Source organism: Streptomyces sp. A0958 (genome assembly GCF_004795035.1).
Lineage (GTDB): Bacteria > Actinomycetota > Actinomycetes > Streptomycetales > Streptomycetaceae > Streptomyces.
The window spans coordinates 247,007-268,659 of sequence record NZ_SSBK01000004.1 but is presented as its reverse complement, the minus strand read 5'-3'; the positions used below and the strand labels follow the sequence as shown (position 1 = coordinate 268,659).

At 70.3% G+C, this 21,653-nt stretch carries 24 protein-coding genes and 1 pseudogene; 9 read left to right on the top strand and 16 right to left on the bottom strand.

What is annotated here, in order from left to right; translation table 11 throughout:
• Positions 1 to 40: 40 nt before the first annotated feature.
• Both E6P78_RS06450 and E6P78_RS06445 read right to left on the bottom strand, forming a co-directional pair.
• Positions 41 to 922, bottom strand: a complete 882-nt coding sequence (locus tag E6P78_RS06450) for an RNA polymerase sigma factor SigF (protein WP_136202525.1) — start codon at positions 920 to 922, stop codon at positions 41 to 43.
• A gap of 151 nt (positions 923 to 1,073) precedes the next feature.
• Positions 1,074 to 1,676: an NAD(P)H-dependent oxidoreductase gene (locus E6P78_RS06445; RefSeq protein ID WP_136202524.1), complete on the bottom strand. Its 603-nt coding sequence runs from the start codon at positions 1,674 to 1,676 to the stop codon at positions 1,074 to 1,076.
• A 172-nt stretch (positions 1,677 to 1,848) separates the two neighbouring features.
• Between E6P78_RS06445 and E6P78_RS06440 the strand changes: the two genes are divergently transcribed.
• On the top strand, positions 1,849 to 2,019 hold the full coding sequence (locus E6P78_RS06440) for a hypothetical protein (RefSeq protein ID WP_026171501.1): 171 nt from the start codon (positions 1,849 to 1,851) through the stop codon (positions 2,017 to 2,019).
• 157 nt (positions 2,020 to 2,176) lie between these two features.
• Positions 2,177 to 2,530, top strand: coding sequence for a PRC-barrel domain-containing protein (locus tag E6P78_RS06435; protein WP_136202523.1), 354 nt, complete (start codon positions 2,177 to 2,179; stop codon positions 2,528 to 2,530).
• A gap of 99 nt (positions 2,531 to 2,629) precedes the next feature.
• Here E6P78_RS06435 and E6P78_RS06430 read toward each other — a convergent pair whose 3' ends face one another.
• Positions 2,630 to 2,857 carry a DUF5133 domain-containing protein gene (locus tag E6P78_RS06430; RefSeq protein ID WP_136202522.1) on the bottom strand — a complete coding sequence of 76 codons (228 nt, stop codon included), beginning with the start codon at positions 2,855 to 2,857 and terminating at the stop codon, positions 2,630 to 2,632.
• 196 nt (positions 2,858 to 3,053) lie between these two features.
• On the opposite strand from E6P78_RS06430, the gene E6P78_RS06425 reads away from it, so the two are divergent.
• Positions 3,054 to 4,247 (top strand): PP2C family protein-serine/threonine phosphatase, encoded by a 1,194-nt coding sequence (locus tag E6P78_RS06425; RefSeq protein ID WP_136202521.1) that lies wholly within the window; start codon positions 3,054 to 3,056, stop codon positions 4,245 to 4,247.
• Between the two features lie 45 nt (positions 4,248 to 4,292).
• Here the strand turns inward: E6P78_RS06425 and E6P78_RS06420 are convergent, their stop codons facing one another.
• A complete protein-coding gene (locus E6P78_RS06420) occupies positions 4,293 to 6,341 on the bottom strand; it encodes a CocE/NonD family hydrolase (protein ID WP_136202520.1) in 2,049 nt (682 codons plus the stop codon).
• A gap of 34 nt (positions 6,342 to 6,375) precedes the next feature.
• On the bottom strand, positions 6,376 to 7,689 hold the full coding sequence (locus E6P78_RS06415) for an ATP-grasp domain-containing protein (protein ID WP_240799084.1): 1,314 nt from the start codon (positions 7,687 to 7,689) through the stop codon (positions 6,376 to 6,378).
• A gap of 182 nt (positions 7,690 to 7,871) precedes the next feature.
• Between E6P78_RS06415 and sigJ the strand changes: the two genes are divergently transcribed.
• Positions 7,872 to 8,876: an RNA polymerase sigma factor SigJ gene (sigJ, locus tag E6P78_RS06410; protein ID WP_136202518.1), complete on the top strand. Its 1,005-nt coding sequence runs from the start codon at positions 7,872 to 7,874 to the stop codon at positions 8,874 to 8,876.
• Here sigJ and E6P78_RS06405 read toward each other — a convergent pair.
• Complete coding sequence (locus E6P78_RS06405) at positions 8,858 to 9,382, bottom strand: DUF488 domain-containing protein (protein WP_136202584.1); 525 nt, start codon at positions 9,380 to 9,382, stop codon at positions 8,858 to 8,860. The two genes, sigJ and E6P78_RS06405, sit on opposite strands and share 19 nt — an antisense overlap.
• 34 nt (positions 9,383 to 9,416) lie before the next feature.
• Positions 9,417 to 9,623 (bottom strand): DUF2945 domain-containing protein, encoded by a 207-nt coding sequence (locus tag E6P78_RS06400; RefSeq protein WP_136202517.1) that lies wholly within the window; start codon positions 9,621 to 9,623, stop codon positions 9,417 to 9,419.
• A 144-nt stretch (positions 9,624 to 9,767) separates the two neighbouring features.
• Between E6P78_RS06400 and E6P78_RS06395 the strand changes: the two genes are divergently transcribed.
• The 3 genes from E6P78_RS06395 to E6P78_RS06385 all read left to right on the top strand — a co-directional run bounded on the left by E6P78_RS06395 (position 9,768) and on the right by E6P78_RS06385 (position 13,877).
• On the top strand, positions 9,768 to 10,538 hold the full coding sequence (locus tag E6P78_RS06395) for a uracil-DNA glycosylase (protein ID WP_136202516.1): 771 nt from the start codon (positions 9,768 to 9,770) through the stop codon (positions 10,536 to 10,538).
• Positions 10,539 to 10,697: 159 nt separating this feature from the next.
• Complete coding sequence (locus tag E6P78_RS06390; protein WP_240799083.1) at positions 10,698 to 11,351, top strand: DUF4232 domain-containing protein; 654 nt, start codon at positions 10,698 to 10,700, stop codon at positions 11,349 to 11,351.
• 354 nt (positions 11,352 to 11,705) lie between these two features.
• The gene (locus E6P78_RS06385) at positions 11,706 to 13,877 is read left to right on the top strand and encodes a TerD family protein (RefSeq protein ID WP_136202515.1); all 2,172 of its coding nucleotides are present in this window, start codon (positions 11,706 to 11,708) and stop codon (positions 13,875 to 13,877) included.
• Positions 13,878 to 14,094: 217 nt separating this feature from the next.
• Here the strand turns inward: E6P78_RS06385 and E6P78_RS06380 are convergent.
• A pseudogene (locus E6P78_RS06380) lies at positions 14,095 to 14,202 on the bottom strand (AraC family transcriptional regulator); the annotation flags it as partial.
• A 24-nt stretch (positions 14,203 to 14,226) separates the two neighbouring features.
• Complete coding sequence (locus tag E6P78_RS06375; RefSeq protein WP_136202514.1) at positions 14,227 to 14,814, bottom strand: hypothetical protein; 588 nt, start codon at positions 14,812 to 14,814, stop codon at positions 14,227 to 14,229.
• 230 nt (positions 14,815 to 15,044) lie between these two features.
• Between E6P78_RS06375 and E6P78_RS06370 the strand changes: the two genes are divergently transcribed.
• Positions 15,045 to 15,233 carry a DUF6381 family protein gene (locus tag E6P78_RS06370; RefSeq protein WP_136202513.1) on the top strand — a complete coding sequence of 63 codons (189 nt, stop codon included), beginning with the start codon at positions 15,045 to 15,047 and terminating at the stop codon, positions 15,231 to 15,233.
• A gap of 76 nt (positions 15,234 to 15,309) precedes the next feature.
• Here E6P78_RS06370 and E6P78_RS06365 read toward each other — a convergent pair whose 3' ends face one another.
• The 7 genes from E6P78_RS06365 to E6P78_RS06335 form a co-directional block, all read right to left on the bottom strand.
• The gene (locus E6P78_RS06365; protein ID WP_136202512.1) at positions 15,310 to 15,708 is read right to left on the bottom strand and encodes a DUF6221 family protein; all 399 of its coding nucleotides are present in this window, start codon (positions 15,706 to 15,708) and stop codon (positions 15,310 to 15,312) included.
• A gap of 169 nt (positions 15,709 to 15,877) precedes the next feature.
• Complete coding sequence (locus tag E6P78_RS06360) at positions 15,878 to 16,324, bottom strand: nitroreductase family deazaflavin-dependent oxidoreductase (protein WP_136202511.1); 447 nt, start codon at positions 16,322 to 16,324, stop codon at positions 15,878 to 15,880.
• 124 nt (positions 16,325 to 16,448) lie between these two features.
• Positions 16,449 to 16,961 (bottom strand): GNAT family N-acetyltransferase, encoded by a 513-nt coding sequence (locus E6P78_RS32995; protein ID WP_206307735.1) that lies wholly within the window; start codon positions 16,959 to 16,961, stop codon positions 16,449 to 16,451.
• An 88-nt stretch (positions 16,962 to 17,049) separates the two neighbouring features.
• Positions 17,050 to 17,565 (bottom strand): lytic polysaccharide monooxygenase auxiliary activity family 9 protein, encoded by a 516-nt coding sequence (locus tag E6P78_RS06350; RefSeq protein WP_136202510.1) that lies wholly within the window; start codon positions 17,563 to 17,565, stop codon positions 17,050 to 17,052.
• 232 nt (positions 17,566 to 17,797) lie between these two features.
• A complete protein-coding gene (locus E6P78_RS06345) occupies positions 17,798 to 18,511 on the bottom strand; it encodes a DUF4230 domain-containing protein (protein WP_136202509.1) in 714 nt (237 codons plus the stop codon).
• Positions 18,512 to 18,623: 112 nt separating this feature from the next.
• Entirely contained in the window at positions 18,624 to 19,139 is a 516-nt protein-coding gene (locus E6P78_RS06340; protein ID WP_136202508.1) for a DinB family protein, read from the bottom strand.
• Positions 19,140 to 19,290: 151 nt separating this feature from the next.
• Positions 19,291 to 19,941 (bottom strand): VanZ family protein, encoded by a 651-nt coding sequence (locus tag E6P78_RS06335; protein ID WP_136202507.1) that lies wholly within the window; start codon positions 19,939 to 19,941, stop codon positions 19,291 to 19,293.
• 142 nt (positions 19,942 to 20,083) lie between these two features.
• Between E6P78_RS06335 and E6P78_RS06330 the strand changes: the two genes are divergently transcribed.
• Positions 20,084 to 21,613 (top strand): SDR family oxidoreductase, encoded by a 1,530-nt coding sequence (locus E6P78_RS06330; RefSeq protein WP_136202506.1) that lies wholly within the window; start codon positions 20,084 to 20,086, stop codon positions 21,611 to 21,613.
• Positions 21,614 to 21,653 lie beyond the last annotated feature (40 nt).

Genomic DNA, 21,653 nt, shown 5'->3' with positions numbered 1-21,653 from the left:
AGGCCCATCCGATGAGGCCGACGAGGCCGCAGGGCGGGTGCTAGTCCTCTGTGAGGATGCCTGCGCGGAGCCTCCCGAGTATGCGGGCGATGAGTCGTGAGACGTGCATCTGGGACAGCCCCAGGCGTTCGCCTATCTGGGACTGCGTCATCTCCTGCCCGAAGCGCATCTCGACGATGGCGCGCTCCCTGTCGTCCAGGGTCTCCAGGAGGGGTGCCAGGGCGTGCAGGTTCTCGACCAGTTCGATGCCCGGGTCGCACTCGCCGGTGACGTCCGCGTGGGTGCGGCTCACCCCGCTGGGGCTGTCGGTCTCCGCTCCGTCGAGGGGTACGTCCAGCGAGTGCGCGGTGTAGCCGTTGGAGGCGACGAGGCCCTCGATGACCTCCTCCTCGCTGATCCCGAGGCGTGCGGCGAGTTCGGCGACCGTGGCCTCCCGGCCCTGCGCGGTGGCCAGCTCCTCCTTGGCCTTGGCGAGTGTGACCCGCAACTCCTGGAGCCGCCTCGGCACATGGACGGACCATGTGGTGTCCCGGAAGAACCGCTTGATCTCACCGACGATGTAGGGGATCGCGAACGAGGTGAACTCGACCTCCCGGGAGAGTTCGAAGCGGTCGATGGCCTTGATCAGCCCGATGGTCCCCACCTGGATGATGTCTTCCATCTGACCGTTGCCGCGGTTGCGGTACCGGGCGGCCGCGAAATGAACCAGGGTGAGGTTCATCTCGATCAGCGTGTTGCGGGCGTACTGGTACTCCGCCGTACCTTCTTCGAGCGTCTGAAGCCGGTCGAAGAACAGTTTGCTGAGCGCGCGGGCGTCCTTCGGCGCGACCTTCAGCGGATCGGCGATCTCCGGGAGTTCCGCCGGCGCACCTGTAGTGGTCCCCGGTACCTGCACAGATACGGATATCGTCATCGCGATCATTCCCCTTCCGTCGGACGGCACGTGCTTGCATGCGCGAAGCTGCGACTACCCGGAGCCATGCGTTCCACACACGCCGCGGACAAATGCCGTGCCGCCGCCGTTCTCTGAAACGGCAGCGGCAACGACGGGGAAGGGCGGGAGGGGCAGACTGTCAGCGCGGCGGGTAGGGCGCGTCGGCGAGGACGCGCGCGAGGTGGGCGGCGTTGACGGCCATCGAGTGGGTGGTGGACCTGACGGCCTCCGGGGTCTCCTCCAGGTCCTGGTAGTCGGTCCCGTGCTGGGCCTCTCCGACCCAGTAACTCACCGCCCCGGGGGCCAGGGTGAAGCCCAGGTCGTTGAGCCCCTGGAAGACATCGGCGCTCACCTTGTGGGCCCCGTCCTCGTTGCCGACGACGGCGACCATGCCCACCTTGCCGTAGGGCAACTGCCGTCCTTCGTCATCGGTTTCGGAGATGTCGGCGTTCAGCCGCTCCAGTACGCGCTGGCACAGGCTCGACGGATGCCCGAGCCAGATCGGGGTGGCGACCAGCAGGATGTCCGCCGCCAGCACCTTCTCGCGCAGCTGGGGCCACTCGTCCCCGTCCCCCATGTCAGGGGCGACGCCCGGCCGGACATCGTGGTCGACGATCCGCACGGTCTCCCCCCGCACGCCCAGATCGGTGAGTTCGGCCATGATCTGGTCGGCCAGGAGCTGGCTGCTCGACGGCTTCGGGGACGGCGAGAGGGTGCAGACGAGCGCGAGTGCTCGGGTCATGATGGGTCTCCTTCGGCGTGGGGTCCTTTTCCACTATGGGTGTTCAGCGCGTTGTCCGCCCGTCACAACAGGGCGGTGACATCGCCTTCCCACACTTCCGCAGGAAAGTCATGAACTTTTCGGGAATACAGACCGGGGGCCGGGGCATATGAAGCTTCGGAGGTTGATACCCATGGTTCCTGTCATTCTGGTTCTTCTGCTCGCACTCATTCTCTTCGGCGCGGGTTTCGCCCTGAAGGCCCTGTGGTGGATTGCCATCGCCGTGCTTGTGGTGTGGCTGCTCGGCTTCGTCGTACGCCCGGCGGGTGGTGGCGGGAAGCGCGGTCGCTGGTACCGCTGGTAAATAAGCCAGTCCCACAGTTCACAGAAATGGGCTGGGCCACGACTTCCGGGTCGTGGCCCAGCCCATTTTTATTCTCGCCCTCGCAGGTGTGTAGCGCCCGGGATGTCGGGCACGCGGAGTTCCGAGAAACACGAAGTCTCGACGAAGGAGCCGTTTTATGAGTGACAACATCTGGGGCTACCAGCCGACCGCGGGCCACAGCGCGGGCACCGACCTGATCGGATTCAAGGTCGAGGCCGCCGACGGAAGCATCGGCAAGGTCGACAAGCACTCGGACGAAGTCGACTCCTCGTACCTGGTGGTGGACACCGGTGTCTGGATCTTCGGAAAGCACGTTCTGCTGCCGGCCGGAACCGTGCGCAGCGTCGACCCGGACGAGCGCAAGATCTTCGTCGACCTCACCAAGGACCAGATCAAGAATTCGCCCGAGTTCGACAAGGACGAGCACACCGACGACCCGGGCTATCACGAGCAGATCGGTGGTTACTACCACGGCCACCGCCGCATCTGATCATTCCGTACGCGAGAGCCTGTACATAAGAGGCCGTACATAAGAGGAGGGGCCGGCCGGGAATTTCCCGGCCGACCCCTCCTCTCGCGTACCGCGCGCTCACTCGGCCAGAACCGAGTCGTCCTCGATGCGTGCTCCCGGCAGCTGAAAACGGGCCGCTATGAGCGCGGCGTCGACATCCTGTGTCCCCGTCGAGAGACACAGCGAGTACGCCACGTCGTCCATCCGCTGGCGGGCCACCGCACCGCCGTCCTCACCGTGCAGCACTTTCAGCGCCTCGTATTCCCTGACCAGCCCCCACAGCACCACGGGATGAGCCAACAGCACGACGGTTCTCCTCACGTCACGGAACACTTTTCACGCCCCGCCTGCCCGGCAATCGCACCGGCATGCACGGGCTTTTCACGTGCTCCGCGACCATGTGGAGCACGATCAGCCGAATGGCGTCCTGAACTGGCACCCACAGGTCCCTGGACGGTTGGCTTGTTCCCGTGCGCACACATCTGCCGGACGGGTGATACCCATGACACGCTCCCCCACCAGTGACGGCGAGCGGCTGCTGCACGGGTTCCTGGCGCAGGTGCACGCCACCGCGCCGACCAACCTGCCCGGGCTGGTCAACCGGTACGCCGGACTGCTGGGGCTGGGCCGGGTCGAGATCTACCTCGTCGACCTTCAGCAGCAGCGTCTGACACCGCTCTCGGGCGAAGCACAGCTGCGTGTGGACGCGTCACTGGCCGGTGCGGCCTTCCGCTCCCTGGCGTTGCGCATCGAGACCACCGACACCGACACGCTGATCGCGTGGCTCCCGCTCGTGGACGGGGTGGAGCGGCTGGGCGTCATCGGTGTCCAGGTGGACGCGCTGGACAGGACGCGGCTGGAGCGGTGCAACAGTCTCGCGTCCATCCTCGCGATGGCCATCACGTCGAAACGCGCGTTCAGTGACCGCTTCGTGCAGCGGGCCCGCACCGAGACCATGACGCTGCCCGCGGAAATGGTGCGGGCCCTGCTGCCGCCGCGCGCGGTGGGCGAGGACCGCGCGCTGTCCACGGCGGTTCTCGAACCTGCCTACGAGCTCGGCGGGGACGCCTTCGACCACTCGCTGACGGAGTCCACGCTGCACGCCGTGATCCTCGACGCGATGGGCCACAATCTCGCGTCGGGGATGACCAGCGCCATCGCCATGGCCGGCTGCCGAAGTGCCCGCCGCAAGGGGTCGGGGCTGCGGGAACTCGTCAAGACCGTCGACGACGTCCTGGCCGAGTGGCTGCCCGACCAGTTCTGCACCGGCATCGCGCTGCAACTGGACATGTCCAGCGGGGTCCTGAGCTGGATCAACTGCGGCCACCCGCCTCCCCTGCTGATCCGGGACCAGCGCGTACTGGACAACGCTCTGGACCGCCCCAGCGAACCCCCCATGGGCACGCCCGGAACGATCTCCGGGACGGAGCGCATGGTGCACGAGGTGCCTTTGCGGCCGGGCGACCGCATCCTGCTCTACACGGACGGGGTGACCGAGGCCCGCATGGCGGACGGCACCCAGTTCGGGCTGAACCGCTTCACGGCCTCCGTCATCCGGGCCACCGCTGTCGGCGAGCCCGCGTCGGAAGCCCTCCGGCAGCTCATCCACTCCATCCGGGAGTCCCAGCACGACAGGCTGAGCGACGACGCCACCATCCTGATGCTGGAGTGGCGTCAGACCCCTCCCGCTGGCTAGGGATGTCTCGCCGATCACGGCCGGATAGGCCGCGACGCCCAACACTCACGCCCCCGCGCGCGGCACGCTCTCGTTCCAGGTGCGGGAGAAGACCCTGCGGCCGTCCTCGTAACCGTCCAGGGTGGCGTCCACGTGGAACGCGGTGTCGTCCGAGGTCAGAATGGTGCGGGTCTCCACGCGCACGTCCCAGCCGGGGCGCCGGAACCGCATGGTCCAGGCGGACTCGCCGCTCACCGACCCGAAGTCGTCCGCGGCGGACGTGTACTTCTCGCAGGCGCGCAGCCCCACCTCGATGCCGTTCTCCTCGAACCGCTGGAGCCCCCGGTCCTTCACGATGTCGAGCGCGGAGTGGTAGTCGACCAGGTTCCTCGTCACCGTCCACGCCTGTTCGGGCTCGGTCAGCTGAGTGACCTCGGGGGGCGCGCAGCCCTCGGGCTCGCCGAAGGGCATTTGCGGCATCTCGTCGGGGGCGTCGGCCGGGCGGATCGGCAGGGTGAGGCCGCTGCCGCTCTCGTGGACGCTCAGGCAGGCCGGTGCGGCGGCCGGCCAGACCAGTGGCCAGTACGAGGTGGAGAGGGAGAGGCGGATGCGGTGGCCGGCCGGGAATACCTGGGCGACCCCGTTGAGAGGGACTCGGACGCGGTACTTCTCGCCGGGCTCAAGCGGCTCGGGCCGGCCGTCGCCGGAGCGGTGGGCGAGGTTGAGCACCCCGTAGGTGACCCGGGTGGCGCGGCCGTCGGGTGCCACGTCGGACAGCCGCACGGCGATCTGGGCGGTCTCCCTGGACGAGGACACCAGCAGGTCCACCGAGGGCGCGCCGAGGATCTCCACGCGTTCCGCGAGCGGCTCGGTCTCGAAGACGAGTGAGCCGCCGTCCTCCTCCCGCTGGTCGTAGGGCAGGTCCGGCGGGGCGTTGTACGACGCCCACTTCCCGGCGAACTGCCCGACGGACAGGGGTGACTGGACGGTGTGAACGCGTTCCACCGCCTCCCCTCCCCCGGCCTCCGGTCGCTCGCCCGCACCGCTCACGATGGTGTGGTCCCGCAGGGGGTGGGCCACCTCCTCGATGTGCGGGGACGGCCAGCTCGGCTCCCCCACCCAGCGGCCGGGCCGCTCCTGGTACGACGTGGAGGGCGGCACGCTCTCCTGCATCCAGGCCCGGATCATGGGCCCTTCCATGACGCCGTTCTCGATGCCCTTGAGCCAGTGGTCCCACCACCGGACGACCTCCTGGAGGTATCCGATGGCCGGTCCCGGTTCGCCGAGGTGGGGCAGCTTGTGCGACCAGGGCCCGATCAGGCCCTTGCGCGGCACGTCGACGCGGCTCAGGAGCCGTGTGACGGCGTTGGAGTACCCGTCGGCCCAGCCGCTGGAGGCGAGTACGGGGCAGCGCAGCGCCCCGTAGTCCTCACTGAGCGAGGCGTGGCGCCAGTAGTCGTCGCGTTCCTGGTGGCGCAGCCATTCGAGGACCCAGGGGCGCGCGGAGTCCAGCCGTTCGTGCCACATGTCGCGCCAGTTCTCGCCGACGGCGGCCGGGTCGGGCGGACAGGTGGAGTAGGCGAACATGGTGCCCGCCTCGGCCAGGTTGTCGGACAGCATGGCGCCGCCGACGTAGTGCATGTCGTCCGCGTACCGGTCGTCCGTGAAGGACGCGACGACGATGGCGCCCAGGCTCGGGGGCCGGCGGGCCGCGACCTGGAGGGCGGCGAAGCCTCCCCAGGAGATGCCCATCATGCCGGTGGTGCCGTCGCACCAGGGCTGCCCGGCGAGCCAGGCGAGCACCTTCTCGGCGTCGCACTGTTCCCGTTCCAGGTACTCGTCCAGCAGGACGCCCTCGGATTCGCCGGTCCCCCGAAGGTCGACGCGCACGCAGGCGTAGCCGTGGCCTGCGATGTAGGGGTGGTGGATGGCGTCGCGGGTGGAGGTCAGGTCGTTCTTCCGGTAGGGAACGGCCTCCAGGATCGCCGGGACCGGTTGCCGGTCGGAGGTGGTGGGCCGCCAGATCCTCGCCGACAGCCGGACCCCGTCCGACATGGTGATGGTGACGTGGTCCTCTTGCTGCACCGCGTACGGCAGCCGGTCGACGTGTCGCATACCTGTGCTCTGCTCCTTCCTGCTTGCGGCCTGTTCACGACGCCTTGACGTCGCGGCCGCCCGGTGCGGTCTCGTCGAACGTGAGGCCCAGGGCGGCGACGCACTGGTCGAACTTGCGCCGCAGCCCCTCCTCGTCGTCCGCTCCGGTGAAGATGTGGGCGATCTCGTAGCTGTAGCTGTCCTGCCCGGGGACGGAGGAGAGCTTCTGCCCCTCGGACGGCACGACGTCGATGCGTACGCCGGGTATGTCCCGTTCGATGGCCGCGATCCTCTCAGGGGTGGGCACCTCGTGCACGGTTCCCTCGCCGAACCAGCGGTAGTACCACTTGGCGGCCAGGCGGTAGGGGCCCTGTCCGCCGGGTGTCACGGGGTCCTCGCCGAGGGCGAGGCGGATCATCCGGTGGTGGTTTGGGGCGCCGTCCACGTAGTCGAACAGCTCCGCGTGGGACTGGGAGTGCCGGGGGTTGATCTCCAGCAGGCTGATCTCCTCGGTCTGCGGGTCGTAGAAGTACTCGATGCTGAACGTCGCCGCGTCCATGCCGATCTGCCGGATGGTCCGCTTGCTCACCTCGTGCAGTTGCTGGATCACCGAGGGCGGCAGGGTGCTCGGGTACTGGTGCCGCAGGAAGCAGGGCGAGTCGGGGTAGTTGATGGAGTCGAGCACCCCGTAGACCGTGACGTCGCCGTTGTGCGCGTAGCCCTCGACGGCGACCTGGATGCCGGTCATGGCTTCCTCGGCGAGACAGACCTGTCCACCGACGCCCTCCATCTCCGGGGGGAGGTCGAGGAGGTCGAGTACCGCGTCGAAGGGCTTCCCGACCCGGCCGATGCCCTGGCGTATCGTCTCGACGGCGGTACGGAACTCCGCCATGTCCTTGACGCCGTAGGCGAGTTCGGAGGAGTAGGCGAGGGCCGGCTTGAGCCACATGGGGAAGCTCACGCCCTCGGGCGGCTGCGGGTCGGCGCTGTCGAGGTCCACCCGGCCGAAGTTGGGATAGGCGTCGATGACCTTCTGCTGCTCCAGCCGGCTCCAGTACTTGTGCTCACACTTGACGACGGATTCCAGGCTGGTGGTGCGGGTGCCGTACTCGCTGCCGAGCATCGGCACGAGCGTGCTGACGGGGAAGTCCCAGTAGCCGACGATCGCGTCGATGCTGCCCTCGTGCGCGTCGAGGATCGCCCGGGCCCGGCTCAGCAGATCGGAGACCGACACCTCGCCGCCCTGCAGCTCCTCGATGCTGAGCAGGGGGTGGAAGCGGTAGGTGTCGGCGTACGGTACGGCGTTCAGGGTCGGCAGGTTCGCTTCGTCGAGGCCGAGTACGAAGATGTTCTTGCGCTGTGGGGACACGCGTCGTCCTTTCGTGGGGGTCCACCGCGCGTACCCGCCATCGGCCGGATCAATGGCGGCCCCGGTCCGACGACGTAGATCCCCAGGATGCGGGGTGGACATCCGCCTCACATTCCGGTGCGCTGTTCCGTCGGACCACCGGGAGTGGAAACGCACGAGAAGAACCAGGGACGGTCACGATCATGAGCACACCATCCGAGCCGGGCGACGAGCGGTCCGGGGCACAGTCGGACCCGGGCCTGAGCGCGGTCATCGGCGAGCGCCGCCAGCTGATCAACCTCGCCTACCGGATGCTCGGTTCGCTCGCCGAGGCGGAGGACGCCGTGCAGGAGACGTACGCCCGCTGGTACGCGATGTCCCGGAGCCGGCAGGAGGCCATCGAGTCCCCCGGCGCGTGGCTGACGACGGTGGCCAGCCGGGTCTGCCTGGACGTGCTCGGCTCGGCGCGGGTCAGGCGTGAGCGCTACGTCGGCGAGTGGATACCCGAGCCGCTGCCCGACCGTGCGGAGTGGATAGGCGGCCACGCCGCGGGTGGCCGGGAGGAACCCGCGGACCCCGCGGACCGGGTCACCCTGGACGAGTCGGTGAACATGGCGTTCCTCGTCGTGCTGGAGTCGATGACACCGGCCGAGCGGGTGGCGTTCATCCTGCACGACGTCTTCCGCTACCCCTTCGCCGAGGTCTCGGACATCGTCGGCCGGAGCACGCCGGCCTGCCGGCAGCTCGCCGCTTCGGCCCGCCGTCGCCTTCGTGAGGCGCGGGCGGAGACGGGTCCTTCGGCTGAGCAGGCGGGTCTGGTGCGGGGCTTCAAGGAGGCGTGGGAGGCCAAGGACATCGAGGCCCTGGTCGGGCTGCTCGATCCCGAGGCCGCGATGATCACCGACGGCGGCGGCCTGGCCGGGGCGGCCCTGCGTCCGGTGGAGGGCGCCGAGCGCGTCGCCCAGTACCTGGTCCACTTCGCGGACAAGGTCCCCGGGCTCGTGCTCCTGGAGCGGACGGTCAACGGCCGGCCCGGTCTGGTCGCCCAGCACGCGGGCGCCACCGTCACCGTGGCCGCGTTCGGCCTCACCGGGGACCGCGTCCACCGCATCTGGGCGATCCGCAACCCGGAGAAGCTCCGCCCCTGGCCCGGGGCCGGGCCCGGCGCAGCCAGCGCCGGCGGGTCTCCTCAGTCGTGGGGCGGGTAGGCCAAACGGCCGTCGCGGACCCGCGCGTCCTTGTTCAGGACCGCGGGCCGCGTCGACGTGGGCGACAGGATGTCGACGACCTCCGCACCCGCGACGATCAGTGCGTCGGTGATCAGTCTGCGGTGGCAGCGCCACGGCACCGCCTCGCTGCACATGATCGCCGGCCGTTCGTGCTCGGCGAGTTCGAGCAATGCGTCGAAGCCTTCCCGGAATTCGTCGGTCGCCATGTAGTCGGCGTAATCGCGGAAGGCTTTGACCCGCCAGGCGCCATTCACGCTCGGCACCCCCTTCGGGGTGTGGCGACGGCCTCCGAGCTTCGGCATCCACCGGTATCCGATGTCGGGCGGCAGTGTATCGATGATTTCCTGCCGGTTCCATTGCGGGAGCCTTCTCGATGACGGGAAGGAACGCACGTCGGCCAGGCAGGTGACGTCGTTCCTGCGCAGCAGCTCCAGCAGCTCGTCGAACTCGCGGGTCGAATGCCCGACCGTGCAGATCCGGTTCACCACGCCACCTCGCCCAGGTCACCCGGCCGCCCGATCAGGTCTTCGTCAGCGCGCTGCCCTTGTGCATGGCGATGTGATCGGTCTTGTCGCTCTTGATCTCGTACTGCGGTTCGTCCGGGCCGGCGCGCCGGGTGCGCCCCTTGAATTCGACGTCATGTGTGTGCTTCTTGGTGATGACGCCTTCGACGTGACCGGCTTCGGAGTTCCATCGCACATGGTCCCCGACGGCGAAATCCTTCATGGTCCGGCTTCCTTTCTTTTCTCGTGGAGTGCGGGACCGGTCCACGGTCATGGTCCCCTCCGCCCTGGGTACGCTCATTTCGAAGGGCCCGCCACCGGGGCGAGCCCCGAAGAACGTCGGCAGGGACGTGGAAGCGGGTCGAACATGTGCACCGCCGAGGATTACCCCGTACGGGCCGCGGCCCGCTCCCGTACGCTGGCCGGCCTCGACGGGGAGCTGATCCGGTGCCGCGCCTGCCCCCGCCTCGTGGAGTGGCGGGAGGAGACCGCCCTCGCCAAGCGTCCCGCGTACCGCGACTGGGAGTACTGGGGACGCCCCGTACCCGGTTTCGGGCCCCCCGATGCCTCCCTGGCGATCACGGGCCTCGCGCCCGCCGCGCACGGTGGGAACCGGACGGGCCGGATGTTCACCGGCGACCGGGCCGGCGACCTCCTGTACGCCACGCTGTACGAGCTGGGCCTCGCTTCCCGGCCCACGGTGACGCATCTGGGCGACGGCCTCGAACTGTACGGGGTCCGGGTCACGTCGCCCGTACACTGCGCGCCGCCCGCCAACCGCCCGACGCCCGGCGAGCGGGACACCTGCCGGCCCTGGCTGGCCCGGGAGTTGCAGTTGCTGCGGCCGACGGTACGTTCCGTCGTCGTGCTGGGCGGCTTCGGCTGGCAGGCGGCCCTCGCCGCCCTGAGCCTGGCCGGCCGGCAGGTGCCCCGGCCGCGGCCCGTGTTCGGGCACGGTGTCCGTACGACGCTGGCACCGGCCGACGGGGCGGGCGACGCGCTGACGGTGTTCGGCTGCTACCACGTGAGCCAGCGCAACGTCTTCACCGGCCGGCTCACCCCGGCGATGCTCCGCGAGGTGCTTGCCGAGGCGGCGGAGACGGCCGGGCTGCCCGTGGTACGGCCGGCCCCGGAGTGAACTGCAGCCGCCACGGGTCCGACCGGCCCGGCCGGGACGATTCCGCGAGACAACAGGTTCGGACCGCCGGAAATCGAGCAGCTGTCCGTTATGGGCTCACTTCCACGCACCCCCGCCACCCCCTCACCGTTCGCGCGCACGCCCCACCGACGGGGCAGCGTGACCGCCGGGAGAGCGCGCACGCTCCGCCGACGCCTCCTCGCACCCGTCGCGATGATGTCGTTCGCGCTCGTCGCGGCGGGCTGCGGCGGCACCTCGTCCTCCGACGACCCGACCGGGGCGGCGACCCGCACCGTAAGCACCGGCCCCCCGCAGACCTCGGCGCCCCCTCCCGACGCGGCCTCCTCGGCCCCCGCCACGGAGCCGGCCTCCCCCGACACCGCGAACACCACAGCGCCCGGCACCGGCTCCGATTCCGCACGGTGTACGGCCGAGGGCCTGACCATGAGTGTGGGGCGTGCCGACCCGGGCGCGGGCCAGGTCTACTACCGGCTCACCTTCGTGAACAAGTCCGCGCACTCCTGCACCCTGAACGGCTTCCCCGGGGTGTCCCTGATCAAGCGCGACGGGAGCGTCATCGGCGTACCGGCCAAGCACGAAGGCGCGGCGCGAGGGCGGACGGTGATCGCCCCGGGCAAGGCGGCGAACGCCACCCTGCACACGCTCAACCAGGGCGTCAAGGGTTCCGGCTGCTGGGACCGGGCCGACTACCTCCGCGTGTACCCGCCCGGTTCCAAGGAGGCGCTCACCCTGCGCGACCCCCAGCTCCGCATCTGCGGCGACCGCTTCACGACCACCTCGGTGGAGGGCTGACCGGCGGCAAAGACGACTCCTTCACCGGCCCGGACGGTTTCGCCCGGGAGACCGCCTCGCAGTGGGCCGTTGCGCGGAGGAGGCGGGCATGGCACGTGTGGTCACGTGCCCGGAGGCGCAGGACTCCTCGACCGCCTCTCCGCCGGCGCTCCGGCCTGCGGGCCCGTCATCGACCCGACGCACAGGCCAGGCAGGGGCCGGTCTCCGCGCCGTCGCTCCACCCCGGCCGGCCGGGCCGCGGAGGACGGAACGCCCCACGCGATCCTCCCCTTCAGCGTGGGGTCGTGCCGGTGCCCGCGGGGCGACCCCGAAACTCGCATGCCCTTCCCCGTACGGTTCTGGGATCATGCCCGTATGGCCCACCCTTTCGATCCTCTGGTCATCCGGCACTCCCACCGCCTCCCCGCCCCCTCCGGGCCCGCCGGGCAAGGCGACGTCGTGGCACGGCAGTTCGACTCCGCGTTGATGTCCGTGGGCTTCAAGCTCTCGGCCGCCGTGCTGGAACGCCTGTCGACGCTGTCCGAGGACACCGTGGTCGAGACCGCCACGCGCACGCTGGACGTCGTGCGACAGCTGGTGGGCGACCATGTCCGGCACAACACGTACTTCCGTGACTTCCCCGCGGGCGTGCCCGACACGTTCGACTTCTGGATGGAGTGCATCGCCGACGCACTCCGGGACGACGCCTCGCGCGCGGGCACGATCGAGCAGCTGCGCACGGGGGTGGTCGACCTGCTGACCCTTCCGTCGTACGGCAACTACCGGCACACGTACGCCGAGATGCTCGCCGCACACGACGAGCTGACGGCTGCCGCCGGCGACCGCATGACGGTCCTGCACCTGGGCGGGACGTCCGACGAGGAGGTCACCGCGCTCTACCTCGCCCTCGCGGGCAGCAGCACCCCGCTGGGCGAGGAGGGTCTGCGCGACCTCGGCGTGCTGGCCGCACACTGCGTGGACGGGCCGCAGCCGGAGACCATACCCGTGCGGGAGAACAGGGCCGTCGTCAACGCCGGCCACCTCGCCGCCGGCCGGGACCTCCTGCTGGACACCGTCACCGATGTGCTCCGCCTGGCCTGCGCGCTGAGCGGCGGGGATGTGACCCTGGTGAAGCCGACGCGCTTCCGGTCACTGTCGCGGCCGGTGCGCCGGGCGCTGCTGGCCGGGCTGGACGCGGTCGTCGCGGCGGCTCCCGCCAAGCTCGCCGATGTCCCGGCCCATCGTGAGGCGTTCAAGCGTCTCGGCGAGCGCCTTCACCCGCACGAGTACCCGAACCGGCCGCACGCCGCCGAGGTGTTCGCCGTCGCCCGGGGCGAGCAGGTGGCCCGGTCCCTCGACAGCCGCGTCGAGGAACTGCTCGGCGCCGACGACATCACCGGTGCGACGCGGCTGCTGGCCGCCGCCCCGGGCAAGCTGTTGCGCTCGCTTGACCGTCTGCTGCGCACCTGCCGTACCGACGGCGAACGCGACGCCGTCGTGGCCGCCGCCGAGCAGGCAGCCCCCCGCGTCTCCGGCCGGGTCCTGCTGTCGGTCCGTGAGCACCTGCACAACCGGGGACGGGTGCCGGGCGGGCGCCGTGTCTTCGTCAACCAGCGCGCCCGTGCCTGGGTGGCCACCGACACCCGTCCGCCGGTGCCGCGGCCCGGCCGTGAACGCCTGATCGCCGCGCTGGACGCGGAGACGAGCCGCCGTCTGCCGGAGACCGGGCACCTGCTGATCGACCCGGACATCCTCGATGTGGCGCTCCCGCTCAGCGGCAAGTCGACGGCCGCGGGTCTCGGGGTCCTCCCCCGCGGCTCCCTCTCGCCCGTCGACGGCGAGCTGCTGCGCTTCTTCGTCCACTGGAAGCAGGCGAAGTGCGACACCGACTTCGACCTGTCGGCGCTGATGCTCGACGCCGACTACGAGACGGTGTGCTGGCTGTCGTACACGGCGCTCACCGCGGTCGGGGGCGAGCACTCCGGTGACATCACGAAAGCGCCCGAGGGGGCATCGGAGTTCATCAACCTGCGCCTGGACGCCGTACGCGGCGACTTCGTCGTCCCGCAGGTCAACATCTTCTCCGGGGAGAGCTTCGAGGCCGTGAAGGAGTCGTTCTTCGGGTTCATGACCCGTGACGCCGAACAGGCCGGCCGGCCCTTCGAGCCGCGTACGGTCCGCATGAAGTCGGAACTGCGCGGGCCGGGCAAGGTCGCCCTGCCGCTGGCGTTCCTGCGCGGGCCCGACGGCCGCTGGTGGGCGAGGTGGCTCCACCTGTACCTGGCGGGCAACCCGCACTCCAACCGCGTCGAGGGCAACCGGGTGTCCGTGGCGACGCTGGTGCGCGGCATCGTCGAGCGCGACTACCTGACGGTCGGGTACCTCACCGGTCTGATGGCGGGGCGAGGGGCGGCCACCACGCTGTGGGACGGGGTGACGGTACCGGACGGCCCGGTCACGTACATCGGTCTGGAGCGCCCGGACGGTCTGCACCCGGACTCGGTGATCGTCACGCCGGAAAATCTGCGCGACCTGATCCCGGCGTAACTGATAGCGTCGGTCGCGGCGAGGCCATGGGGGGACTTCCTTCTCACTCCTTGTAACGGTTAGTCCTCCCGCTTTCCTCGCCCTCGACGTGACGCCGGGATGCCTGATGGCATCCCGGCGCAGTCTTACCCCGTCAGGCGGGGAGCGAGTCGACCGTGGGGGCGACGCGGGCGAAGAGGTCGGCGATGCCCGTGAGGGCCGCGGTCTTGAGGGCGGCGGGCCCGTCGTCCCTCACGTCGACCGCGCCGGGCACCAGCAGGGTGTCCACCTGGCCGCCGACCTCGTCGAAGGTCAGGTCGGGGAGCAGCCGGACACCCGCCGATGTCGCGGGCGGCCCCGCGGCCGTTCGTCAGCCGTTGACGGGCCACTCCAGCGGTTCCTTGGTGAAGCCCCGGCTCAGCTCGACCGCGGCGGCCCTCTGACCCTCGGGAATCAGGAAGGCCTTGCAGATCTTCTCCGACTGGCCGGGGCTCAGCTTCTTCTCCGTGTCCGGAGCCGGGCAGTCGGGCCACTTCGCCTCGCCCATGATGACGATGAGCGCCTTCGTACGCTCGCCCTTGTCGGTCTTGACGATCAGGTCGTCGTCCATGTCCCCCACCTCCATGGCCGTACCGTTCTTGTGCGTGACCGTGGCCCACACGTAGACGGGGATCTTGGGGCTGTCGTCCTTGTCCTTGTCCAGGCCGGAGTTGTCCATGTCCGCCTTGGTACCGGTCTCCACCTTGGTGGGCGTGACGGTGAAGGTGGCGTCCTTCGACTTCTGCATGGAGCTCTCCTGCGGCGGGCTCGCCTCGCCCAGGCGGTAGGTCGTCTTGTCGTCCGAGGCTCCGGAGCTCTTCCCGCCGTCGTCCGCGTCCGAACCGTTGCAGCCGGTCAGTACCACGGCCAGCACCAGGGCGCCCATCGCCGCAGGCATGGCGCGAGTCCACGTGCGCATATTCTTCGTTCCCCGTTCCACAAGCTCGTTTCGTCCGGCCGAGCAAGGCAATTCCCCCGGCCGGGCTCTCCGTTCGAGCGCACGATCTTGCCAGAAGGCGTTCGCTGGTGCGAAAGAGGGGCCGGGCGGTTGCGGGGCGGACGAGCGGACCGTGGCCGTTCGAGATGCAGGTGCGGGGCGGCGCTGATTCGCTGGAGTGGTCGGCTCTCCTTCGAGAACCAGGAGTGATCATGAGCGTTGCGGACGAAACCGGCGGTCGCGCCGAGCGCATCCGGGCCAAGGCGCAGGAGATGCAGGAGGCCGCCGATCGTGCCTCCGACCCGCAGGAGCGGCAGCGCCTCCAGGACAAGGCGCGCCGGCTCCAGGAGCGGAGCGACCAGGTGACCACCAAGGGCGATCACGGGATGAACCCGCTCTGACCTGGGGTGCCGCCGGCCCGGGCCGGCGGCACGGGGTGTCACCGGGCGGACCGAGGGTCACTGGGTGAAGCGGGGTTCACTGGGTGAAGCGGGGCAGCCATTTCACCTGGTAGTCGGGGTGGCCCGCGTGTTCGGCGGCCATCTGCCGGACCGCGAAGCCGAGGCCGAAGGCCCGGCCGGACGCGAAATCGCGCTGCGGCCGGTCGACATCGAGGGCGGCGACCTCGGTGTACTCGTCGATGAGGACCCGGTTGGTCTCGATGCGCTGGAGGGTCCGGGCGGGGTCCTGCCGGGCGATGTGGTGGTCGTAGCCGTGCGTGCGCAGGGTGAAGGCGATCGCGCCGCCGCGGTCGTGGATCTCGCCGGGCACCTCGGCCGGGCACCGCCACCCCTCGCCGCCCGCTTCCCGTGCGATCCGCTCTTCCTCGTCGAGGCGTGCCCGCACGAACGCGACGAGGTCGGAGTTGTCTGTCATCTGGTTCTGCATCCTTCCGCTCGGCCCCACCCCTCAGGGGCCGTGCTGGACACTATCCCGCCGCGCGTAACCAGGTCCCGCAGCCGCTCGCCCCGCGATCCGGGGTCCGGCGCCGGTGGGCGGTGCCCCGCGCGGAGCACCGCCCACCGGCAGTGGTGTCCCCGACGCCTCAGTGGCTGCCGTCCACCGGCTCCAGCACGAGGACGGGGATCTCCCGGTCCGTCTTCTTCTGGTAGTCGGCGTAGTCGGGGAACGCCTCGACCGCGCGTTCCCACCAGAGCGCCTTCTCCTCGCCGGTCACCTCTCGGGCGGTCATGTCCCGGCGCACCGGCCCGTCCTGGAGCTCCGCGCGCGGATCGGCGACGAGGTTGTGGTACCAGACCGGGTGTTTCGGGGCACCGCCCTGGGAGGCGACCACCGCGTACAGGCCGTCGTGCTCGACGCGCATGAGGGGCGTCTTGCGGATCTTCCCGCTCTTCGCGCCGACGGTCGTCAGGACGATGACCGGCATGCCGCGCATCGTCGTCCCCTCCGTTCCCCCCGAGCTCTCGTACTGCTCGACCTGGTCACGGACCCACTGTGTGGGGCTCGGTTCGTACTCGCCCTGCAGAGGCATGCGTCATTCCCATCGTCGGTATCCAGCCGGGCATCTCATCGGCCGCGGCATCTCATCATGGCTTCAACGACTTCGGCCACCGCGAAAATCCGCCCCGGTCGACGTGTCGCGCACGCCCACCGGTTCATTCGGTGTCGACGAAGCCCATGGTCCGGTTCATTCCGATCGCGCTCGCGTTCGCCGGATGGTGGAACGTCCGGACCCGGTGCACACCGCACAGGCGCACGAAGTCCATCCCGAACGTCTTCATGGCGATGGAGATGCCACGGCCCCGGTGCGTGGCCTTCACCCCGGTCATCTCGTTGAACACGAAGCCGACGTGGCGGGAGGTCGCCGCCAGGCCGACCCAGACGTCGCCGTCGAGGGCGATCACGACACCGCGCGGGTCGTACGAGGGAACGTAGAACCGGCGCGCGCAGAATTCCTCGTACGTGAAGAACTCGCCCCGTTCCGGGATGTCGGCGGAGCACTCCTTGTTGAGTTCGTACAGTGCGCGCCGGTGCTCCGGGGTGTCACCCAGCTCCGCGAGCGTGGTCAGCCGGATGCCCTCGTTCCGGCACGTGGTCACGTATGCCTCGAACCGTTCGGTGTCGAAGGCCGTGGTGTCGAGTTCGAGCCGCACCCAGTGGTCCGTCATGTTCCGTCCTCCGCCCGTGCCGCGCGCCGTACAGCCGTTGGAGCCCCCACCCTATGCGGGGTGGGGGCTCCGGTTGCCGGCGGTGTCGTCAGCTGACGTCGACGTCGATGCAGGCGTAGAAGGCGTTGGCCGTGTCGGCGATGTTCCACACCGCGAGGACCTTCTGCTTGCCCGAGAGGTTGCCGAAGTCCACCTGGTGGGTGACGGTCGCGCCGGGCTGGGCGCCGTTGTCGTTGAACTCGGCGATCTTCTGGCCGGACGCGAAGTACTGCCAGGTGCTGGTGGCGTGACGTGCGGTCAGCTTCCACTCGAAGGACGTGCTGCGGCTGACCGGGGTGACCTGCCAGCCCTTGGAGTCGTCGTCCAGCTCGGCGAAGGCGCTGTTGCCGCCGCTGCAACTGGTCAGCCCCTTGGGGCCCTCCACGCTCTGCGGTTCGTACGTGATGGAGCCGCAGCTGACGGTTCCGGCGGCGCACTGGGCCTGCCGGCTGGGCGGTGACGAGATGTAGCCGTGGGCACTGGCGGAGCCGGTGGGCAGGGTGAGCGCGAGTACCGGGGCGAGTACGGCTCCGAGAGCTGCGGCGGTCTTCCTCTTCGCGTGCATGCTTCTCCTTCACATGAGGCGACGCTGCACGCGCGGACTGTGGGGAGCCCGGGAGCGGCAGTCCAGCCTCTCGAGTGTGGGGCCAAGAGGGGCGAAGGGCGCGGCAGAACCATGACCGGACACCCCTGCGTAGGGGGTGGCCGGGGCCGGGCCCTGCACTTGGACTAGACCATACCCGGGGAGGCGTGAGCGTCAAGGGTGGTGGGAGTGAAGCGAGTTGGGCCCATCGGCGTCAGGGGCGGGCGGCTGCGTAGTGGACCGTGACCTTCTCGAAGCCCAGTGAGCCGAGCAGGCCCCGCAGCATGGCGGTGGTGTTCTTCTCGGCGCGCTGGGCCAGGCCGCTCTCCTTGGCCGCCTCGCCGATGTGGCGTGCGGCCAGTTGGTTGACGGCCTGCTCGCTGCCGGGATTGTCGGAGAAGAAGTCGCCGAGCCGGTCGAGGAGGCCGCGCTGCTTGGACACCGCGTAGGAGCGGTCGGGGTCGAGCGCCGGCTTGCCCAGCACCGCGTGCGGCAGGCGGATCTCGGCCGTGGTGCGGTCCTCGTCGACGACGACTCCCCCGCTCGTCGCCTGCCCCAGGTCCACGTACGCGGACACGGTGCCGGCGCCGACGTACAGCGTGCGGGTGCCGCGGATGGCGTCGGGGACGAACTTGGTGTCCTTCTCCAGGTCGACGACGACCTGGAAGTTGCCGGCGGCCGCCTCGTACCTGCTCATGTCCTGGATCGACTTGAGCACCGCCGGGCCGGAGCGGTCGTGCGTCTCCTCGCCCAGCAGGTCACCTAATCCGGGGAGCAGGCTGAGGCGGGTGCCGATGAGCAGCAGGGCCAGCGCGGCCGCGCAGCCGGCGGCAACCCGGCCCCAGCGGCGGTTGCGACGGCCGCGGGCGCCGTCGTCGGCCGGTGCGGGCTTCGTCGGCGGTTCTGTCGCCGGGTCGGTGGAGGTCATACTGCCCGTATGACCCGGCCCGCCGGATTCACTCCGGAGGCCGGAGCGGCTGCGCCGCCTGCTGTACGCGGGAACGGACGGCCTGGGCACCGCACGCCGTCACACACCTCTCTCACGCCCCGGTGTCACCGTCCAGCCGCTCCCGTACCAGGTCGGCGTGGCCGATGTGGCGCGCGTACTCGCTGATCATGTGGACGTGGACGAAGCGCAGGGAGTAGACCTCGCCGTCGTGGGTGAAGGTGTCGTCCAGCGAGGCGCCGGCGACGATCTCGTCCGCCAGCCGGCACTCCTCGACCAGCCGGGCGTAGTCCTCGGCGGCCCGGGCCGGGTCGAGGTCCTCGAAGTCCGCGTCCTTGCCCTTCGCCTGGTCGTACAGCGACCCCAGCTCCTGGCCGGCGAACCGCTGCCGGAACCAGGTGCGTTCGACCTTCGCCATGTGGCGTACGAGTCCCAGCAGCGCGAGGTTCGACGGCGGGACGGTCCGCTCGGCGAGCTGCTCACCGGTCAGGCCGGCGCACTTCTGCAGGAGGGTGGAACGGAACCAGTTCAGGAATCCGGTGAGCATCTCGCGCTCGCCTGCGACGAGCGAGCCGGGCGTACGCGTGGCTTCAGGGGCTGTCCATGTCATCCGGTGATCATGCCGGGGGAACGGGCGTTCGCACGAGTCCTTTACGGCCGCATGCTGTAGCCGGTGTCGTCCGAGGAGCAGCGGGTCACGGACGGGGGCGGGCAGCCGGCCGAGGGCCAACGCCGATCGGGTATCCGGCTGCTCGTCTCCGTCAGCGCTTGCGGGGGCGGCCGCGTGCGGCCCTGGCCCGTGCGCCCTGCCGCAGCCGTGACCAGCGCGAGGGGGTCCGTGCCTTCTGCCGGGCGGGGCGCAGGGCAGGCTCCGGGCGCCGGGCCGGGGCGGGCTCCGTCGTTCGGCCGGGTTCGTCCGCGAGGACGTGGTAGCGGTGGCTCAGGCGGCGCCCGACCAGCAGATAGGCCAGGAGCGCGCCCGCGGTGTTGAGGATGACGTCGTCCACGTCGAAGGCGCGGCCCGCGACGAGCGCTCCCTGCACCAGTTCGACGACGGCGATGACCAGCACGGTCAGCAGGACCATGCGGATCATCCGCAGCCGCCGCGGTACCAGGATGGGCAGCAGGACACCGAACGGCATGCCCAGCAGAAGGTTGCCCCCGGCCTGCTTGCACGCGGCGAGGAAGGTGTAGTCCTCGGCGTACTGGCGCAGGGAGCGTCCCGGTCGCAGGTTCGACGTGACGAGGTCCTCGGAGGCGGGCGACGGCGTGAGCGTCACCTTCGCCAGCACGACGGAGAATCCGACCAGGGCCAGGAGGGCCAGTACCAGTATGGAGACGCGCAGCAGGAGCCGCCCCCATCCTCTGGACGGGGTTCCGTCGCGCTCAGCTCTTGCGGCCTCTGCGTCCATGGGCCTCGGATGCCCCGGGAGCGCAGGGGCCATACCCGCCGCGGCCGTGCGGGGCGCGGGTCCGGACGTCAGACTGGTCGCAGTGGGCCGGTCGGAGAAGACCCGGCGCATCCGGCAGGACACGAACCGATGCGGAGGTCTCATGACGGTCGACCACGCGAACACGCCGCTGAACTGCCTGGTCACCGGCGCCACCGGCTACATCGGCGGCCGGCTGGTGCCGGAACTCCTCGCGGCGGGGCACCGGGTTCGGTGTCTGGCCCGCACCCCGGAGAAGCTCCGGGACTATCCGTGGGCCGGGGAGGTGGAGACCGTCCGGGGCGACGTCACGGACGCGGAGTCCCTGGCCCCGGCGATGCGCGGCATCGACGTGGCCTACTACCTGGTGCACTCCCTGACGACCGGGGCCGGCTTCGAGGACACCGACCGGCGGGCAGCCTCGACGTTCGCGGAGCAGGCACGGGCGGCGGGGGTCGGGCGCATCGTCTACCTCGGCGGCCTCACCCCCGACGGCACGCCGGCGCGTGAGCTGTCGCCGCATCTGCGCTCGCGGGCGGAGGTGGGCCGCATCCTGCTGGACTCCGGCGTCCCGACCACCGCGTTGCGCGCCGCGATCATCATCGGCTCGGGGTCCGCCTCCTTCGAGATGCTGCGCTATCTCACGGAGCGGCTGCCGGTCATGGTGACGCCGAGCTGGGTGTCGACCCGGATTCAGCCGATCGCGGTGCGCGACGTGCTGCGCTATCTGGTGGGCAGTGCCCGCATGCCCCGGGACGTGAACCGCACCTTCGACGTCGGCGGCCCGGACGTCCTGACCTACCGGGACATGATGCAGCGGTACGCGGAGGTCGCTGAGCTGCCGCACCGGCTGATCCTGCCCGTGCCGATGCTGACACCGGGGCTGTCCAGCCACTGGGTCGGGCTCATCACGCCCGTGCCCGCGCCGATCGCCCGGCCGCTCGCGGAGTCCCTGCGGTACGAGGTGGTGTGCCGGGAACACGACATCGCGCGGTACGTCCCCGACGGTGCGGGGCAGCCGTTCACGTTCAAGACGGCGCTGCGGCTGGCGCTGCAACGGGTCCGGGAGGCCCGGGTCGCGACCCGGTGGTCCTCCGCCTCGGTGCCGGGGGTGCCCAGCGATCCCCTTCCCACGGACCCCGACTGGGCGGGCGGCAGCCTGTACACGGATGTGCGCGAACGCACCGTCGACGCGTCGCCGGACGCCCTGTGGCGGGTGATCGAAGGCATCGGCGGCGAGCACGGCTGGTACTCGTTCCCGCTGGCCTGGGCGGTGCGCGGCTGGCTCGACCGGCTGGTGGGAGGCGTGGGCCTGCGACGAGGACGGCGCGACACCGACCGGCTGAGGGTGGGTGACTCCCTGGACTTCTGGCGGGTCGAGGAGATCGAACCGGGCCGTCTGCTGCGGCTGCGCGCGGAGATGCGGCTGCCGGGACCGGCCTGGCTGGAGATGTACGTGGAGCGGGACGAGAGGGGCCGGACGCGTTACCGGCAGCGGGCCCTGTTCCATCCGCGCGGGCTGCTCGGCCACGCGTACTGGTGGAGTGTCTCGCCCTTCCACGCCCTCGTGTTCGGCGGCATGGCCCGCAACATCGCGCGGGTGGCGGAGACCGGCGTGTCACCCGGACGGGCGGTACCCGCGGTGTCGTCCTGAGCGGTGCGGACCGGGGCGTACGGGCGACGGCAGCATGGCA

Coding starts and splice junctions, on each gene's coding strand:
- E6P78_RS06450 (WP_136202525.1), bottom strand. CDS start 922: ATGATCGCGATGACGATATCCGTATCTGTGCAGGTACCGGGGACCACT.
- E6P78_RS06445 (WP_136202524.1), bottom strand. CDS start 1,676: ATGACCCGAGCACTCGCGCTCGTCTGCACCCTCTCGCCGTCCCCGAAG.
- E6P78_RS06440 (WP_026171501.1), top strand. CDS start 1,849: ATGGTTCCTGTCATTCTGGTTCTTCTGCTCGCACTCATTCTCTTCGGC.
- E6P78_RS06435 (WP_136202523.1), top strand. CDS start 2,177: ATGAGTGACAACATCTGGGGCTACCAGCCGACCGCGGGCCACAGCGCG.
- E6P78_RS06425 (WP_136202521.1), top strand. CDS start 3,054: ATGACACGCTCCCCCACCAGTGACGGCGAGCGGCTGCTGCACGGGTTC.
- E6P78_RS06420 (WP_136202520.1), bottom strand. CDS start 6,341: ATGCGACACGTCGACCGGCTGCCGTACGCGGTGCAGCAAGAGGACCAC.
- sigJ (WP_136202518.1), top strand. CDS start 7,872: ATGAGCACACCATCCGAGCCGGGCGACGAGCGGTCCGGGGCACAGTCG.
- E6P78_RS06400 (WP_136202517.1), bottom strand. CDS start 9,623: ATGAAGGATTTCGCCGTCGGGGACCATGTGCGATGGAACTCCGAAGCC.
- E6P78_RS06395 (WP_136202516.1), top strand. CDS start 9,768: ATGTGCACCGCCGAGGATTACCCCGTACGGGCCGCGGCCCGCTCCCGT.
- E6P78_RS06385 (WP_136202515.1), top strand. CDS start 11,706: ATGGCCCACCCTTTCGATCCTCTGGTCATCCGGCACTCCCACCGCCTC.
- E6P78_RS06375 (WP_136202514.1), bottom strand. CDS start 14,814: ATGCGCACGTGGACTCGCGCCATGCCTGCGGCGATGGGCGCCCTGGTG.
- E6P78_RS06370 (WP_136202513.1), top strand. CDS start 15,045: ATGAGCGTTGCGGACGAAACCGGCGGTCGCGCCGAGCGCATCCGGGCC.
- E6P78_RS06365 (WP_136202512.1), bottom strand. CDS start 15,708: ATGACAGACAACTCCGACCTCGTCGCGTTCGTGCGGGCACGCCTCGAC.
- E6P78_RS06360 (WP_136202511.1), bottom strand. CDS start 16,324: ATGCCTCTGCAGGGCGAGTACGAACCGAGCCCCACACAGTGGGTCCGT.
- E6P78_RS32995 (WP_206307735.1), bottom strand. CDS start 16,961: ATGACGGACCACTGGGTGCGGCTCGAACTCGACACCACGGCCTTCGAC.
- E6P78_RS06350 (WP_136202510.1), bottom strand. CDS start 17,565: ATGCACGCGAAGAGGAAGACCGCCGCAGCTCTCGGAGCCGTACTCGCC.
- E6P78_RS06345 (WP_136202509.1), bottom strand. CDS start 18,511: ATGACCTCCACCGACCCGGCGACAGAACCGCCGACGAAGCCCGCACCG.
- E6P78_RS06340 (WP_136202508.1), bottom strand. CDS start 19,139: ATGACATGGACAGCCCCTGAAGCCACGCGTACGCCCGGCTCGCTCGTC.
- E6P78_RS06335 (WP_136202507.1), bottom strand. CDS start 19,941: ATGGACGCAGAGGCCGCAAGAGCTGAGCGCGACGGAACCCCGTCCAGA.
- E6P78_RS06330 (WP_136202506.1), top strand. CDS start 20,084: ATGACGGTCGACCACGCGAACACGCCGCTGAACTGCCTGGTCACCGGC.